The organism is Vibrio sp. Evd11 (assembly GCF_900382755.1).
Classification (GTDB): Bacteria; Pseudomonadota; Gammaproteobacteria; order Enterobacterales; family Vibrionaceae; genus Vibrio; species Vibrio lentus.
Map to the genome: position 1 here is coordinate 1 of NZ_OSDX01000092.1, position 14,385 is coordinate 14,385.

General features: G+C 44.1%; 16 protein-coding genes. 5 read left to right on the top strand and 11 right to left on the bottom strand.

All coding sequences use genetic code 11. From position 1 onward, the window contains the following. Window positions 1-86: 86 nt before the first annotated feature. The 4 genes from artM to artP form a co-directional block, all read right to left on the bottom strand. Window positions 87-755 (bottom strand): arginine ABC transporter permease ArtM, encoded by a 669-nt coding sequence (gene artM / locus ED652_RS22350; protein WP_017074936.1) that lies wholly within the window; start codon window positions 753-755, stop codon window positions 87-89. Then, a complete protein-coding gene (artQ, locus tag ED652_RS22355; RefSeq protein ID WP_122056213.1) occupies window positions 752-1,438 on the bottom strand; it encodes an arginine ABC transporter permease ArtQ in 687 nt (228 codons plus the stop codon). The genes artM and artQ overlap by 4 nt, the downstream gene beginning before the upstream one ends. 3 nt (window positions 1,439-1,441) lie before the next feature. After that, window positions 1,442-2,173 (bottom strand): arginine ABC transporter substrate-binding protein, encoded by a 732-nt coding sequence (locus ED652_RS22360; RefSeq protein WP_065112559.1) that lies wholly within the window; start codon window positions 2,171-2,173, stop codon window positions 1,442-1,444. Between the two features lie 104 nt (window positions 2,174-2,277). Beyond that, window positions 2,278-3,006 carry an arginine ABC transporter ATP-binding protein ArtP gene (artP, locus tag ED652_RS22365; protein ID WP_065112558.1) on the bottom strand — a complete coding sequence of 243 codons (729 nt, stop codon included), beginning with the start codon at window positions 3,004-3,006 and terminating at the stop codon, window positions 2,278-2,280. A 527-nt stretch (window positions 3,007-3,533) separates the two neighbouring features. Between artP and ED652_RS22370 the strand changes: the two genes are divergently transcribed. Further along, on the top strand, window positions 3,534-5,369 hold the full coding sequence (locus ED652_RS22370) for an ABC transporter ATP-binding protein/permease (protein WP_122056214.1): 1,836 nt from the start codon (window positions 3,534-3,536) through the stop codon (window positions 5,367-5,369). A 198-nt stretch (window positions 5,370-5,567) separates the two neighbouring features. Further along, window positions 5,568-6,032, top strand: a complete 465-nt coding sequence (locus tag ED652_RS22375) for a thioesterase family protein (protein ID WP_017091416.1) — start codon at window positions 5,568-5,570, stop codon at window positions 6,030-6,032. A gap of 111 nt (window positions 6,033-6,143) precedes the next feature. Here the strand turns inward: ED652_RS22375 and ED652_RS22380 are convergent, their stop codons facing one another. After that, complete coding sequence (locus tag ED652_RS22380; RefSeq protein WP_122056215.1) at window positions 6,144-8,399, bottom strand: peptidase U32 family protein; 2,256 nt, start codon at window positions 8,397-8,399, stop codon at window positions 6,144-6,146. A gap of 173 nt (window positions 8,400-8,572) precedes the next feature. Between ED652_RS22380 and ED652_RS22385 the strand changes: the two genes are divergently transcribed. The 3 genes from ED652_RS22385 to gltS all read left to right on the top strand — a co-directional run bounded on the left by ED652_RS22385 (window position 8,573) and on the right by gltS (window position 10,991). Further along, the gene (locus ED652_RS22385) at window positions 8,573-9,163 is read left to right on the top strand and encodes a glutathione S-transferase (RefSeq protein ID WP_254051733.1); all 591 of its coding nucleotides are present in this window, start codon (window positions 8,573-8,575) and stop codon (window positions 9,161-9,163) included. A gap of 215 nt (window positions 9,164-9,378) precedes the next feature. Continuing rightward, a complete protein-coding gene (locus ED652_RS22390; RefSeq protein WP_254051732.1) occupies window positions 9,379-9,567 on the top strand; it encodes a hypothetical protein in 189 nt (62 codons plus the stop codon). Window positions 9,568-9,767: 200 nt separating this feature from the next. After that, window positions 9,768-10,991 (top strand): sodium/glutamate symporter, encoded by a 1,224-nt coding sequence (gene gltS / locus ED652_RS22400; protein WP_122056218.1) that lies wholly within the window; start codon window positions 9,768-9,770, stop codon window positions 10,989-10,991. A 152-nt stretch (window positions 10,992-11,143) separates the two neighbouring features. Here the strand turns inward: gltS and ED652_RS22405 are convergent, their stop codons facing one another. From ED652_RS22405 to ED652_RS22430, 6 genes are all read right to left on the bottom strand, one after another. Then, on the bottom strand, window positions 11,144-11,593 hold the full coding sequence (locus tag ED652_RS22405) for a GyrI-like domain-containing protein (RefSeq protein ID WP_122056219.1): 450 nt from the start codon (window positions 11,591-11,593) through the stop codon (window positions 11,144-11,146). Window positions 11,594-11,641: 48 nt separating this feature from the next. Continuing rightward, a complete protein-coding gene (locus tag ED652_RS22410) occupies window positions 11,642-11,875 on the bottom strand; it encodes a hypothetical protein (RefSeq protein ID WP_004733848.1) in 234 nt (77 codons plus the stop codon). 8 nt (window positions 11,876-11,883) lie between these two features. Next, window positions 11,884-12,135 (bottom strand): Rho-binding antiterminator, encoded by a 252-nt coding sequence (locus ED652_RS22415; RefSeq protein WP_122056220.1) that lies wholly within the window; start codon window positions 12,133-12,135, stop codon window positions 11,884-11,886. 171 nt (window positions 12,136-12,306) lie between these two features. Then, window positions 12,307-12,939 carry a type B chloramphenicol O-acetyltransferase gene (gene catB / locus ED652_RS22420; RefSeq protein ID WP_122056221.1) on the bottom strand — a complete coding sequence of 211 codons (633 nt, stop codon included), beginning with the start codon at window positions 12,937-12,939 and terminating at the stop codon, window positions 12,307-12,309. Between the two features lie 112 nt (window positions 12,940-13,051). After that, window positions 13,052-13,783 carry a glucose 1-dehydrogenase gene (locus ED652_RS22425; RefSeq protein WP_102474850.1) on the bottom strand — a complete coding sequence of 244 codons (732 nt, stop codon included), beginning with the start codon at window positions 13,781-13,783 and terminating at the stop codon, window positions 13,052-13,054. Between the two features lie 87 nt (window positions 13,784-13,870). Further along, window positions 13,871-14,254, bottom strand: coding sequence for a nuclear transport factor 2 family protein (locus ED652_RS22430; RefSeq protein ID WP_122056222.1), 384 nt, complete (start codon window positions 14,252-14,254; stop codon window positions 13,871-13,873). Window positions 14,255-14,385: the final 131 nt, after the last annotated feature.

Genomic DNA, 14,385 nt, shown 5'->3' on the forward strand with positions numbered 1-14,385 from the left:
GCTTGTTCAACACTCGGGATTTAGTGTTGGCTGCGCAACACCTTAATCCTTATTTGTTTTATTTGTTAAGCTTGTGAGTAGCTAGATTACGCGGCTTCGAATGCGAGGGCTTTCTTCTCAACCTGACGGAAGATTAGCGTTAACACGCCATTCACGGCTAAGTAGAATGCGCCAGCAATACCGAACACCGTTAGTGTGTCGTAGGTTTGGCCGTTAATACGCTGAGCGTAGCCCATCAAATCCATGATAGTGATGGTGCTTGCCAGTGACGTGCCTTTGAAGACTAGAATCACTTCGTTCGAGTAAGCTGGAACGGCGCGGCGTAGTGCGTATGGCAACAACACTTTAAGCGTTGCGATTTTGTCCATGCCTAGTGCACGACATGCTTCCCACTGCCCTGCTGGAATCGCGTTGAATGCACCTCTGAACAGCAGCGTACTGTAGGCTGCGGTGTTCAAAGCTAATGCTAACATCGCGCAGAACCAAGGTTGGCTTAACCATGTCCATAGGAAGCTTTCACGAATCCAATCGAATTGACCTGGGCCGTAATACACCAAGAAGATCTGAACCAATAATGGTGTACCCGTGAACAGCGTAATAAGGCCACGAGTGAACCAATGTATTACTGGTAATCTTAGAATCAGCGTTACTGTCATCAACAGTGACAAGATACAACCAACAAGCAGTGACGCGCCTGTCAGTTGAAGGCTGGTCGCTAAGCCTTCAAGCATTTGAGAGAGGTATTGTTGATTCATGCCATTGCCCCTTTGTTACCCAAACCTTGAATAGAGAACTTACCATCAATCACTTTCACCAATCTTTGCGTGATTAAAGTGATGATTAAGTAGATAGCAGCTGCTGTTGCGTACCAAGTGAATGCTTCGTGCGTGGCTGCTGATGTTAATTGCGCTTGCTTCAGTAGATCGGTTACACCAATCAGTGAAACCAGTGCGGTGTCTTTTAATAGAACCAACCATTGGTTCGTTAAACCTGGTAGTGCGTGTCTTACTGCTTGTGGCAATACAACTCTGAAGAACGCGCGAGATTGAGGAATACCCAATGCACTCGCCGCTTCTCTCTGCCCTTTGCTTACTGCTTTTAATGCACCACGCAAGGTTTGCGAAGCGTAAGAAGCAAAGATAAGTGACAGTGCAACAACACCAGATAAGAACGGGCTCACTTCTATGAAGTCGCCAGTGATCATGAACAGAACTTGTGTCGAACCAAAGTAGATAAACAGTACGACCAGAATTTCTGGTAAACCACGAACAATCGTCACAAATGCAGTCGTTGGCCATTTGATTGCAATACGACGAGACATCTCACCACTTGCAAACAAAACTGCTAGAACCAATCCAACCAATAGGCTTACGAACGCAAGCTGAACAGTCATCCAGCTTGCTTCGACGAGCCCTAAAGAGTAACCCGTTAATTCCATAAATTACTTACCGAAGTACTTGTTGAAGATCTTGTCGTATTCGCCGTTCGCTTTAACCGCTGCAAGTGCTGTGTTTAGCTGTGCAACGAGCTCTGGGTTACTCTTGTTTACTGCGATACCGAAACCGTTACCGAAGTACTCTTGGTTCGTTACTTGCTCGCCAACATACGTTAGGTTGTCTTGCTTCTTGAACCATTCCGCGACTACCGCTGTGTCACCGAATACTGAATCAATACGACCGTTTTTCATGTCGATGAATGCATCTTGGTAGCTTGAGTAAGGAACAGCGGTTACGCCAGTCATTTGCTCAAGTAGGAAGCTTTGGTGAGTAGAACCGTTTTGAACACCGATACGCTTGCCTTCAAGGGCTGCTTGGTCTGCTACTTTACCTTCAATAGAGATAAATGCTGCAGAGTTGTCGTAGTAAGCATCAGAGAAGTTCACTTGTTGAAGACGTGCTTCAGTGATATCCATTGCCGAGATAGCCGCATCGTAACGTTTAAATTTAAGAGCTGGGATCAGGCTATCGAATGCTTGGTTGTGGAAAGTACAGGTCGCTTTCATTTCTTCACACAATGCGTTTGCTAGGTCTACGTCAAAACCTTGGATTTGATTATTCTCGTCCATGTATTCGAATGGTGCGTAAGTTGCTTCCATTGCAAATTTGATTTCTTCTTGAGCCGCTGCGTTGAAAGAAGCAAGGCCGATAAGTGAAGCTAGTAGAATCTTTTTCATTTTGTTACTCCGAATACTGTTTGATAGTGGCCTGTGGCCATTCTTATAATTTGATTGTTTTAATCGATGTTGTGTTTAGCTAAATCTAGTGAGTTAACTTAGGTTTAATGAGTAAGGTACTCGGCAAACTCTGGAGTCTGCGGATTAATAAATGCGTCGTTGGTGCCGTGTTCAACGATGTAACCCTTCTCAAGGTAAAGAACATGGCTTGCAATCTTCTTGGCGAAATCAACTTCGTGAGTCACAACAACCTGAGTGATGCCTGTGCCGCTTAGCTCTTTAATGATACTAACAACTTGGTTGGTGATCTCTGGGTCCAGTGCGGCCGTTGGTTCGTCAAACAACAATACATCTGGCTTCATCATAAGAGCACGAGCAATCGCAACACGTTGTTGCTGACCGCCAGAAAGCTGTAATGGCCAAGCGTCTGCTTTGTCTGCAAGCTGTAAAGTGGTTAATACCGCTTGTGCCTGTTTGATGGCTTCTTGCTTATCTAAGCCTGCAACTTTGGTTGGCGCTTCAATCAAGTTTTCCATTACCGTCATGTGCGGCCACAAGTTGTATTGCTGGAAAACCATGCCGACTTTACGACGAAGTTTAAGCCCCTGCTTCTCTTGGATCTGACTAGCAAAGTCGAATTGCTCGTTAGCAATGTCTAATTCGCCGTTGTCCGCGATTTCTAGCAGGTTCAAAACACGCAGTAGTGAACTCTTACCAGCGCCGCTTGGGCCAAGCAGTACCAAGGTTTCGCCACTCTCACAGTTAAAACTGATGTCGTGAAGAACTTGGATATCGCCATATGATTTGTTGATGCTCTTTACTTGAATACTCATGCCGGATTACTGCATTAATTGTCATTTGTTGGTTATTCTATTCAAACTGAACTTTTATGCAAGATAAATGTATAAAAAACTAATTTGTTGAATTTTTGTAACAGATATTGCATAGAAAATAGTCTCAATGACTGGTCTTACATCTATAAATTACAAGTTATTGATAAGATTAGTTTAGAGATTAAAAGCAAACGTTTTACTGCCAATTTATAAATCACCGCTGGGTTGTAAATCTATGAACACACTTCCCTATTGGTTTAGAGTTACCTGCATAAAAATGAGGGTTATAAAGACAGTTTTGAAAGCATCTTGGCGCACAGCAAATGCTTAATTTTCCCTTTAAACAGTTTCTGTTGATTCACTCAGTGCTAAGAAAATTTTGGAAATCGAGTTTCCTAGGAAGCGTCACGCGGCAATAAATGCTTTAATGGCATCGATTCTCAATAACAAGTTTTCAGCAGCGAACAACACGTATTACAAGCAATAAACCATCTATTCTCAAAGCGACAACACATTAAGGCAGTCATATGCAAAACGATGTCTCTTCCACGCTCGATTCTACTCAGCGAACGACTCAGCGCTCTACTCAAAAAGCGCCAGAACCCAAACCTGAGAAGAAAAGCCTCAGTATTCTATTCGAGCTCAGCAAATTCATTCAGCCTTACAAAGGCCGTGTTATTGCCGCATTGATCGCGTTGATCTTCACGGCGAGCTTAACCCTTTCGGTCGGACACGGTATTCGTCTTCTTATCGACCAAGGCTTCAGCCAACAATCGTTGTCAGACTTAGGCAGTGCGATTCAATTCATCATGGTGGTGGTCGTGTTGATCTCGATTGGCACCTTCTTCCGCTTCTATTTAGTCTCTTCTGTTGGTGAGCGAGTCAGTGCGGATATACGCCTGTCGGTTTTCAATCACGTGGTGACGCTTCACCCGAGTTACTTTGAAACCAATGGCAGTGGCGACATCATGTCGCGCATCACAACCGACACAACTCTGCTTCAAAGCATTATTGGTTCGTCGTTTTCTATGGCGATGCGCAGCGCGCTGATGTGTATTGGCGCAATCATCATGCTATTCGCGACCAACATTAAGCTCACGCTGATTGTATTAGCGTCAGTGCCGTTTATCTTGATTCCAATCCTTGTCTACGGTCGTCGTGTGAGAGCCCTCTCTCGCCAAAGCCAGGATTCGATGTCTGATGTGGGCTCTTATGCCGGCGAAGCGATTGAGCACATTAAAACGGTGCAAAGCTACAGCCGAGAAACGCAAGAGAAAGCGTCATTCGCAATTGAAGTGGAAAAGGCTTACGAGATTGGTCGCCAACGCGTAAAACAGCGTGCGATTCTAATCTCTGGTGTGATTGTTATCGTGTTCAGTGCGATTGCAGGCATGCTTTGGGTTGGCGGCAGTGATGTTATCAACGGCACTATGTCGGCGGGTGATCTGGCTGCATTTGTCTTCTATGCGATCATGGTCGCTTCATCGCTAGGTACGATTTCTGAGGTGATGGGTGAATTGCAACGTGCGGCAGGTGCGACAGAACGATTAATTGAAATTCTGCAAGTTGAAAGCCACATTGTTGCGCCTGTAGAGAACCCAACATCACTGGATAACGTGATACCAGAAGTCGCTTTTGATGATGTGACCTTCAGCTACCCATCAAGACCCGATCAGCCCGCAACAAGCAACCTCACGCTAACGGCCCATGAAGGTAAAGTGTTGGCATTGGTTGGCCCGTCTGGCGCAGGTAAAACCACTCTATTCGAACTGCTGCAACGTTTCTACGACCCACAAGTGGGCAAAGTGACGTTAGGCGGTGTAGAACTGAATCAGTTTGATCCGAACGAGCTAAGAAAGCAGATGGCATTGGTTCCTCAACAACCCGCCCTGTTCAGTAACGATGTGTTCCATAACATTCGATACGGGAACCCAGAAGCAACGGACGAACAAGTTATCGAGGCGGCGAAAAAAGCGCACGCGCACGAGTTCATTCAGAACTTACCTGAAGGTTATCACAGCTTTCTTGGTGAACGCGGTGTGAGATTGTCTGGCGGTCAGCGTCAGCGTATCGCAATCGCTCGTGCCATCTTAAAAGATCCGAATATTCTATTGTTGGACGAAGCAACCAGTGCGCTAGACAGTGAAAGTGAGCATCACGTTCAACAAGCTTTAGAAGAGTTAATGCGTGGCAGAACGACGATCATTATCGCGCACCGTTTATCAACAATTAAACACGCCGACCAAATTGCGGTACTCGATAAAGGACAGCTAGTAGACATCGGCGACCACCAGTCTCTCATCAATAGCTGCGAATTGTACCAACGCCTAGTTGAACTGCAATTCAAACACCTTAATGTGTAAACATTGAGTGGCTGTGCAACTAAGTCACTGACATTGTGTGGTTTCAAGCTTCAAAAACTTAAATCACACGTGTTGCAGTTTTGTTAATTTAGCGGTAGGGTTTTTATTCCAATAACAACTTATCCCGATGAAGGATAAGCAGATAACGTTAATTACCCAGATAACATTAACTACACAGATAACAATAAGAGAGTTCGCATGGAAGCACTATTATCTGACTACCCGGTAGTAACAGAAATCCCTGTCGCTTGGGGAGAAATGGACGCACTCAATCACGTTAACAACGCCGTATATTTTCGCTATTTCGAAACCGCTCGCTTAGATTTTTTCAAGCACGTTGAGCTGATGGAAGAGATGGCGATTACCAAAGTTGGCCCTGTTCTTGGCGACACTTACTGTAAGTATTTTCGCCCAGTCACATATCCAGACACGCTGATGATTGGTTCTCGCGTCACCGACATTCAAGACGACCGCTTCACCATGGAATACGCGATCGTCAGTAAGACTCAACAGAAGCTGACGACAATCGGCACCGCGACCATCGTTATGTTCGATTTTGCGTCAAACCAAAAAGCGCTGCTTTCACTGCGTTTAACCAGTGAAATCGAAAAGATGAACACGTTGAAGAGCCCATGCTTCAAACAGGAAGCTGTGACGGAATAACGTATTCGCTGATTCAGAATACTCAGATACAAAAAGGCCACTCGATTGAGTGGCCTTTTGTTTATTACTTCACAGTGCTTACAAGTGGTTAAGCCTTATAGACCTTGCAACTTATAGACCTTGAACGTATTGAGCGTTAGTACGAACTTCGACTAGCTGCTCTAGGTTCTGTTGTGAACCATCAACGCCGTCAATCAAACCTTGGAAGTGTTTGATAAGCTCTACTTTGTCTTGTACTTCTTTCGAACCTGCACCGATGTTGGTTAGATCGATGAAGAACTCGTCGAACAGACCCGAGAAATCCGTTACAGCGTCATGGTTTAAGAACTGCTCGTGGTTGTAAATACTTGGGTAGCCACCCTTCTGTTTATCAACCGCGAAAGAGATGCCTTTCACGTTAGTAATCGTGGTCGCTTTCTCACACTTCAACATACAACCCGCTTCGATGCTTGGCTTGTTACAACCAACTGTTCTTTGGAAGAAACACTGACGACTGGTCATCATCAAGATTGGGTGGTAGATGCTGTAGAACAGTTTGAAGTTCTCTGGGCGACGAATATGACGAATCTGACCTTTGTTGATCTCGTTCGAAATGAAAGCACCGGCACAGTTAAGCTCTTCTTGCAGAGTCACCAACGCATGAGAGTTGGTTGTGTTCATGAACGGACCTGCAACCCACTCGATACCCATTTCGTAAGCTTTGTAAGCAATACCCGTGTTGTTGGTTACGATGCGAGCTGGCTTGATCTCTTCCAGGATACGAACAGCTTCGTCGTAGTCTTTACCGATCAATACTGCAGGGAACCAAGGAATCAAGCGTGGGTTTGCAGCCAAGATGTCGATGTACTTGTTACAACGCTTCTTGAAGCTTTCAGGTAGTTTGAAGTAAACATCCGCTTCAGTCACATCACACAGGTGCAAGTCTTCCACATCCGCGATCAGCATCGACATGGTTGGCTTGTCGTTCACCTTAGGATGTTGTGGTAGTGCTGGCACGTCAACGTGCTTAATCACATCTACAGAGCCATTAAGAACGAAGTCGATTTCATCTTTAAGATTAGACACTTCTTTCAAAGGAATAATCAGGCCAGCATCAAGGTTATCGTAGTTGTAGCTCTCTAATGTATGAACTGCACTCTTAACAGCTTTGAAACGCTTCTCAAGTAACTCTTGATCGATCGCCTTCTCACCTGCCGCTATCAGTAGCGATTTAGATTGAAGCGTAAAGTTCTCTTTTGCTGTGTTCACTGTCACCGTGAATGGTTGACCCAATTTCGCGCTAAACGACAATGACACTGGTGTTTTACGAATATCAAGGAATTCGATCTTGTCGCGCATTTCGCTGCCTAGCGCATTCTTAGCTTCGTAAAGATCGCTGGTCACTTCTTGAATTTGCACAACAGAGATTTCATTGTTCTCTTTCGTCGCTTTATCTACAGCGTAATTCATGCTGTTGTCGCGAGGGTTATCGATGAACATGTCTTTCGTTAGGTTGCCCTTAAGGAAAGAGTTGGTGAAATCACGGTTGAATACTTTGTGTAGGTTCGAATCGTCTTCGATCAACAAACCACTTTCTACAAAGCTATCAATCTGTTTGCGCCACGTGTCTACCACAGTGTATACGTAGTGTGCGCCTTTAATGCGGCCTTCTACTTTCAACGAGTCAACTTTTGCGTCAACCAGTTCAGGTAGGTCGTAGTAAGCAGAGTTATCTTTCAGGTTCAGTGGAAACTTGTTTCCTGCATCGGTGATTTCGTATTCATCACGACATGCTTGGCTACAACGGCCACGGTTACCTGAGTTACCCACACTTACTGAGCTTGAGTAACATTGGCCAGAGAATGCGATACACAAAGCGCCATGTACAAACACTTCGGTTAGAACATCGTGATCGTGTGCCACTTCCGTCAGCATTTTGATTTCTGGCAGGTTCAATTCACGAGACAAGTTAACGCGCGTCGCGCCAATCTTAGACAAGAACTTAATCTGGCCTTCGTTGTGCGTAGTCAGCTGAGTCGATGCGTGAACATCTAATGATGGGAAATGCTTTTTCACCAAATCGAATAAACCAAGATCTTGGACAATGATGCCGTCTAGTTTGGTGTTCACTAGTTGGTTTAACAGTTTAGTGATGCTCTTAATTTCATGCTCCAGCAGCACAACGTTAAGAGTTAGAAACACTTCACAGCCATATTCATGAGCAAGGCGAATCACACCATTCAACTCATCTAACGACAGGTTAGAGGCTCTGTTACGAGCGTTGAAGGTGTCTAAACCGCAATAAACCGCATTAGCACCTGCTACGATAGCTGCTTTAATCGCCTCTACATCGCCACCTGGGGCTAATAACTCAATCTTTCTGCTCATTTTTGAAGTCGCTCACTTACTTATAATTTTTAAGCCGCGTATTCTACCTACATCACGATCTCTTTACCACCTAACAACACTTTTCAAACTAAATGACCTCAATAATGCCAAACGAATCCGATTTACCTATCCTTTATTCTTTAAGACGCTGTCCTTACGCTATGCGTGGAAGAATGGGCATTGCCTTATCAAAACAGCAAGTGTTGCTCCGTGAGATTGTCACCAAAGATAAGCCTAGCGAACTATTGGCTAGTTCACCAAAAGGCACTGTTCCAGTATTGGTATTGCCAGGTGGTCAAATCATCGAGCAGAGCTTAGATGTGATGAACTGGGCGCTTCAACAAAACGATCCTCAAGATCTTCTGCGTTCAAGTAACCCAACACTTAGCCAACAAGTCCACCAGCTCATTAAAGTTAACGATGATGAGTTTATTGGTCACTTAGAAAAGTATCGTGCGTCTGTTCGTTACCGAAACATAGATACGGAACAACGTCGACAAGCCTGTGAAGGATTCATCAGTAAGTTAGAAGCGTTACTCACCGATCAGCCCTACTTTTTTGGAGAAACCCCAAGCTTAGCCGATTTTGCCGTGATGCCTTTTGTTAGCCAGTTCGTAAGAGTCGAGAAGAAGTGGTTTGTGCAATCTGAATATCAGAACGTTGGACGTTGGTTAAGAGCGCATCTCGAGAGTAAGCTCTACACCCAAGTCATGAAGCAATACCCTTTGTGGAATGAAGCTAAACAAGATTGTTTTTTTGGGTAGGATTAAGTCGCTATGAATTGCTGGAGATAACTCCAAATTGCTGAAGATAACTCTAGATTACCGAAGATGACTGTAAACAGTTCTAAATATGCTTGATGACCTCTAGATTGTTATGAAAATCGTGACACTGAATCACAAGCGATGCTATTGATAGCATATTAGATATCAACGAAAATCGCCTTTCACTCAATCACAATGTTAGTTTGAAATGCGCTATGCCAAAAAACAAAGTAAACACATTCAACACACCTGGCCCCGATTTTAAAGGGTTCGCGAAAGTTTCACTGTTAGTGGCCTTCTCGCTTGCCCTTTCAGGTTGTAGCGCGAAAAATAAAGCAACCAACACTAGCCCATCTGCTGCGCAGCAGAATCAAGCCTACATTCCAACAAACGTTATTTACTAATCAAATTCCTACGGACTTTATGATAGACAAAGAAAACGTCGACCTATTGATTGAAGAAGGTAACAAACAACTTATTGCCGATCCGGAATTCCGAAACTTCTTATCATTTGAACGCAACAAATAATGCTAATCTAGTTGCTTATTAAAGCGCAATTTGGCAACTAAAGTTACGTCATAACTTCACCTTTACAAGGATCACTATGGAATTTGAAAACAACATCTTACATCTCGGGTCATTTTTTGCTGTGACCATGGGGATCGTGGTTCTATTTATCGGTCGAAGGCTTAATCAAGTCATCGGTTTTTTGAAAGAGTTCAGTATCCCTGAACCTGTATCAGGCGGAATTTTAGCGTCTCTGTTCTTTGCAGCGCTTTACGCGACGACCTCAATCGAAGTTCAGTTTGATCTGTTTGCTCGCGATGTATTATTGGTCTACTTCTTTACCACGATTGGTATTAACTCCAGCTTGAAAGACCTGTTCAAAGGCGGAAAGCCCTTGGTTATTTTGCTAGCAATCACTATCTTCTTCATGATTATGCAGAACATCGTCGGTATTTCTGTTGCATCAATGTTTGGTCTAGAGCCTGTCTTTGGCCTACTCAGCGGAAGTATTTCACTGATTGGCGGGCATGGTACCGCGATTGCTTGGGCACCCAAGGTTGCAGAAGAGTTCGGCCTAGAAAGCGCGATGGAGATAGGTATCGCCAGTGCAACGTTCGGGCTGATTTTAGCCAGCCTTATGGGCGGTCCTATTGCAAAGTTTCTCATCAAGCGTCATAACCTCAAACCTACCGATGAGCAATCAGGCTCAATCGATTCAAATGCCAAAAAGCAACAACAAGCCCTCACATCATTTCAATTTTTAGACGCCGTGTTAGCGATCCATATTTGTGTCATTGTCGGCGCGTTGCTTAATGAATTGATCAGTCAAACCGGGTTACAGCTTCCACTGTTCGTATCGTGTTTGTTTGCGGGTATCGTGATCACCAACGTAATGCCAGACTCCTACCCAAGAATATCAGGCACTAAATGGCCCACCCGATCGCCCGCTATCGACTTAATTGCTGAAATCTCCCTGGGTACATTTTTGGCGATGTCCCTTATGAGCATGCAACTTTGGACGCTCATTGACTTGGCGGGTCCTATCTTCGCGATATTGGCAATGCAGCTGCTACTGGCGGTGATAATCAATATCTTCATCGTATTCCCATCAATGGGTAAGACCTATGATGCGGCTGTTGTATGTGCTGGGTTCGGAGGGATTTCGTTAGGTTCAACACCGACAGCCATGGCAAACATGTCGGCAGTAAGTCAAAAGTATGGGCATTCAGCACAAGCCTTCATCATCGTGCCATTGGTATGCGCGTTCTTCATTGATTTAGCAAACGCCCTGATTATTCCTTACTTCATGAGAATGATGTAGCTGACCTTTGTTAGGACGGTATGCCGCAATTTGTTAAGGCGGTGTACCGCAATTTATTTAGGCGGTGTACCCCAATAAAAAGAGCCGCTCAATACAGAGCGGCTCTTTTGCTAATGACTAAATTTGCAATGTCACTAAAGACAAACCAAAGCTTATTGAATCGCTATCGAAATCTCGACTTCAGTTTCGCCTTTGTAGAATTCAAAGTCTGTCGTATAAGTTCGAACATGTGGGCAATCCGCTGCGTTGAAGTACGCCCACACCTCTCCCCATAAATCGATGACCGCTTGAGGAAGTTCACCTTCAGCAGAAAACGTTAGGTATTTGCCTGCTTCAATTTCGGTTTCGACTAGGTCATCTAAATTGTTATCGGTAAGTGCATTGGTACACGCAACAACATCGAACTCACCAGTAAAATCCGATTGGTAATTGGTGTAGACGCCATACACTTTCGAATCTGGTGTCAGCTTAGGAAAAGCTTGATCGAAAAACCCTTGCCATAATTGACCTATCTTTGCTTTTGTTGGATCAATCTCATCGGTATTAGTGGTTCTTACTGAAAACCCGTACGCCTTTACGGCTTCAATCGTTTCTACTTTCATTCGTTTTATTCCTAAGCCAATCGACGTTTTAACTATGTAAAATCTTAACTAATCTTGTATCTCTTTGTGGCCACACTTTTCACAGACAAGATGACGAGAAAACTCATCCATTGACGCGATAAACGGGCCAAGGAACCAACCTTTTATCATCCCTGCCCAAAACTCGCTTCGCTTTTGGTTAGGTTTGTCTGCAAACGCACTCGTCTTTCTGACCAACACAACAACATGTTGTGTGTCTTCTCTGCACGCGGTGCAATAGCACTGTTCTATGGTGTTATTCATTTGAAAGCCTATGACGTTTTGAATGAAACCTGCTGAAAATGAGGATTGTCGACACAGACTTCTAGTGTGGAAAGATCAGTGAGTACGACAAGTTGTTCTGCCCCTTGAACACTGACTTTAATACACTCTTCACGGCTATCATTGCGTTGAGTATCTAACCCGACACATTCCATCTGTTCGCCAGATTTCAGCGTTAGTTTGATTGGGTATCGGTGCATACACACAATCTCAATATAATCGTAATCATTGCAACTAATCATAATACCCCTCCAATTCATCCACCACGCTAATGCGACACGCCATACTATGCAATATGCATATAATCAATCATTTACCCAAATCACATTGATGTTTTTAGCGTAAAGTTATTGAGTAATCTGTCAACTTAAAACTGATTATTCATTCTTCACGAATTGCCTGTAATCTACAATCTAAAGCTTAGACAACGCTTTCCAGTACTGGTAAAGCCCATCGATATCCGAAGAACACATCAACGATATCGCGCCTTTGATTCGCTCTTCGCTCCATTCCCACCATTTCATTTCTAGCAACTGAGCGATTTCGGACTCATTGAAACGATAGCGGATGTGACGCGCAGGGTTTGAACCAACAATCGAGTATGATGCAACGTCTTTAGTCACAACAGCTCGACTTGCGATGATTGCACCATCACCAATTTTAACACCACTCATGATCATGGCTTCGGTGCCAATCCAAACGTCATTACCAATCACGGTATCACCAGAGCGTTCAAAGCCGTCTTGTGCAGCCTCAAACTTCTCGTCGTCTTGATAGAAGAACGGGAAGGTACTCACCCACTGGTTTTGATGGCCTTGGTTGCCTGCCATCATAAAAACAGCGCCCGAACCAATTGAGCAATAACTGCCGATGACCAGTTTATCGATGTCTGTTCTATCCGGTAATAGATAACGTGCGCAATCATCAAAACTGTGGTTATGGTAGTAACCCGAGTAGTAGCTGTGCTCACCCACAATAATATTTGGATTGGTCACTTGTTCTTTGAGTGATTTTCCGACAAACGGACTTTCAAAATAGTTTTGCATGTTTGTACTCTTAATTTCATTCTTTTAGTTAGGTACGTTTAATAGCTTTTTTATGGATTTATCTGATTTATCTGATTTATCTGATTTATCTGAGTGTAAAGGCTTCAGAGCTCTATCGCCCACCCGCAATGTCAATAAATGAGCCAGTTACATAAGAAGCTTCGTCTGACAATAGCCAAGCGATTGAGTTTGCCACTTCTTCTGGCGTGCCACCTCGTTGTAGCGGCAGTTGCGAGGCTAGTCTATCAACTCGCCCTGGTTCTCCGCCGTCAGCGTGCATTTCGGTGTAGATACAACCCGGCCTTACACCATTAACTCGGATATTACGTGCAGCCAATTCAAGCGATAAACCTTTGGTGAGTGAATCCATCGCACCTTTAGATGCCGCATAGTCCACATATTCGAACGGCGCACCCGTTCGAGAAGCGGCAGACGATACATTTACAATCGAACCCGCACCGTCAGCTTGTTTGATAAAGGCTTTACTGCACAAAAAGCAGCTTGATACGTTGGATTTCATTACCTTTTCAAAGCGATCCAGTTCAATATCAACCAATGCCGATTGGTTAAACAAGATCCCGGCATTATTAACCAAATGAGTTACTGGGCCTAGCTTGTTACGAGCAATCTCGAACAAGGATTTTACATCCGATTCAACAGACACATCAGCTCTTACACTGATAGCGGTTCCGCCCTGCTCACGAATCTCATTCACCAGATCTTCAGCTCTCGATTCGTTGTGTATGAAGTTAACGCATACGGCATAGCCTTTACTGGCCAACAATTTAGACGTCGCTGCGCCAATGCCTCGGCTTCCGCCTGTTACAATCGCTACCTTGTTCAATGAAACCTCCTAATGCCACTTGTTTGTTATAACCTGATTTTTCGATGCACCTGATTGTTCGATACAAATTGATCGTATCGATACAAACTAATTATTCGTCACAACCTTGACCCACTGCGATCGCCACTCTGGCGCTTCAAATGAGTCAGGCCAAAACTCAGTTTGCTTTTGGATTAAACCATTATCGACCGTGTGAAAGGTAATCACTCGATCTTTCAATACGCTGTCAGTAACTGAAACATCCGTCACAACGGTATCCCCCTCGCAAACAATCGAATTGAGGGTGAATTCCCAAACACCATTGGCTGGGTATTCAGCATTGATTGCACTGAAGTTGTCACGCCCTACCGTCAGTTCAGACGACTGAGGCCAATATCCTTCAAAATCTTCCGCTAGCCATTCACTCGCCTTTGAAAAATCATTACTGCGCATCGCATCCCAAAATCCTAATACCACTTGTTTTGGTGTCATTATTCTTCCTTAAATTAACTAGATTTAATCAAACGATATTGATTAACCGGATTTGCCAATGATCATTAAAAGGTCATTCATAGACTGAACCTTAAGCATTAAGTTTTGCATAAATCCCGTCTAACGTAATG

Bases quoted from the DNA above. Each gene is read 5' to 3' on its own strand.
- artP (WP_065112558.1), bottom strand. From the start codon at position 3,006: ATGAGTATTCAAGTAAAGAGCATCAACAAATCATATGGCGATATCCAA.
- catB (WP_122056221.1), bottom strand. From the start codon at position 12,939: ATGCAAAACTATTTTGAAAGTCCGTTTGTCGGAAAATCACTCAAAGAA.
- ED652_RS22380 (WP_122056215.1), bottom strand. From the start codon at position 8,399: ATGAGCAGAAAGATTGAGTTATTAGCCCCAGGTGGCGATGTAGAGGCG.
- artQ (WP_122056213.1), bottom strand. From the start codon at position 1,438: ATGGAATTAACGGGTTACTCTTTAGGGCTCGTCGAAGCAAGCTGGATG.
- ED652_RS22405 (WP_122056219.1), bottom strand. From the start codon at position 11,593: ATGAAAGTAGAAACGATTGAAGCCGTAAAGGCGTACGGGTTTTCAGTA.
- artM (WP_017074936.1), bottom strand. From the start codon at position 755: ATGAATCAACAATACCTCTCTCAAATGCTTGAAGGCTTAGCGACCAGC.
- gltS (WP_122056218.1), top strand. From the start codon at position 9,768: ATGGAATTTGAAAACAACATCTTACATCTCGGGTCATTTTTTGCTGTG.
- ED652_RS22360 (WP_065112559.1), bottom strand. From the start codon at position 2,173: ATGAAAAAGATTCTACTAGCTTCACTTATCGGCCTTGCTTCTTTCAAC.
- ED652_RS22415 (WP_122056220.1), bottom strand. From the start codon at position 12,135: ATGATTAGTTGCAATGATTACGATTATATTGAGATTGTGTGTATGCAC.
- ED652_RS22370 (WP_122056214.1), top strand. From the start codon at position 3,534: ATGCAAAACGATGTCTCTTCCACGCTCGATTCTACTCAGCGAACGACT.
- ED652_RS22390 (WP_254051732.1), top strand. From the start codon at position 9,379: ATGCCAAAAAACAAAGTAAACACATTCAACACACCTGGCCCCGATTTT.
- ED652_RS22430 (WP_122056222.1), bottom strand. From the start codon at position 14,254: ATGACACCAAAACAAGTGGTATTAGGATTTTGGGATGCGATGCGCAGT.
- ED652_RS22410 (WP_004733848.1), bottom strand. From the start codon at position 11,875: ATGAATAACACCATAGAACAGTGCTATTGCACCGCGTGCAGAGAAGAC.
- ED652_RS22375 (WP_017091416.1), top strand. From the start codon at position 5,568: ATGGAAGCACTATTATCTGACTACCCGGTAGTAACAGAAATCCCTGTC.
- ED652_RS22385 (WP_254051733.1), top strand. From the start codon at position 8,573: ATGGGCATTGCCTTATCAAAACAGCAAGTGTTGCTCCGTGAGATTGTC.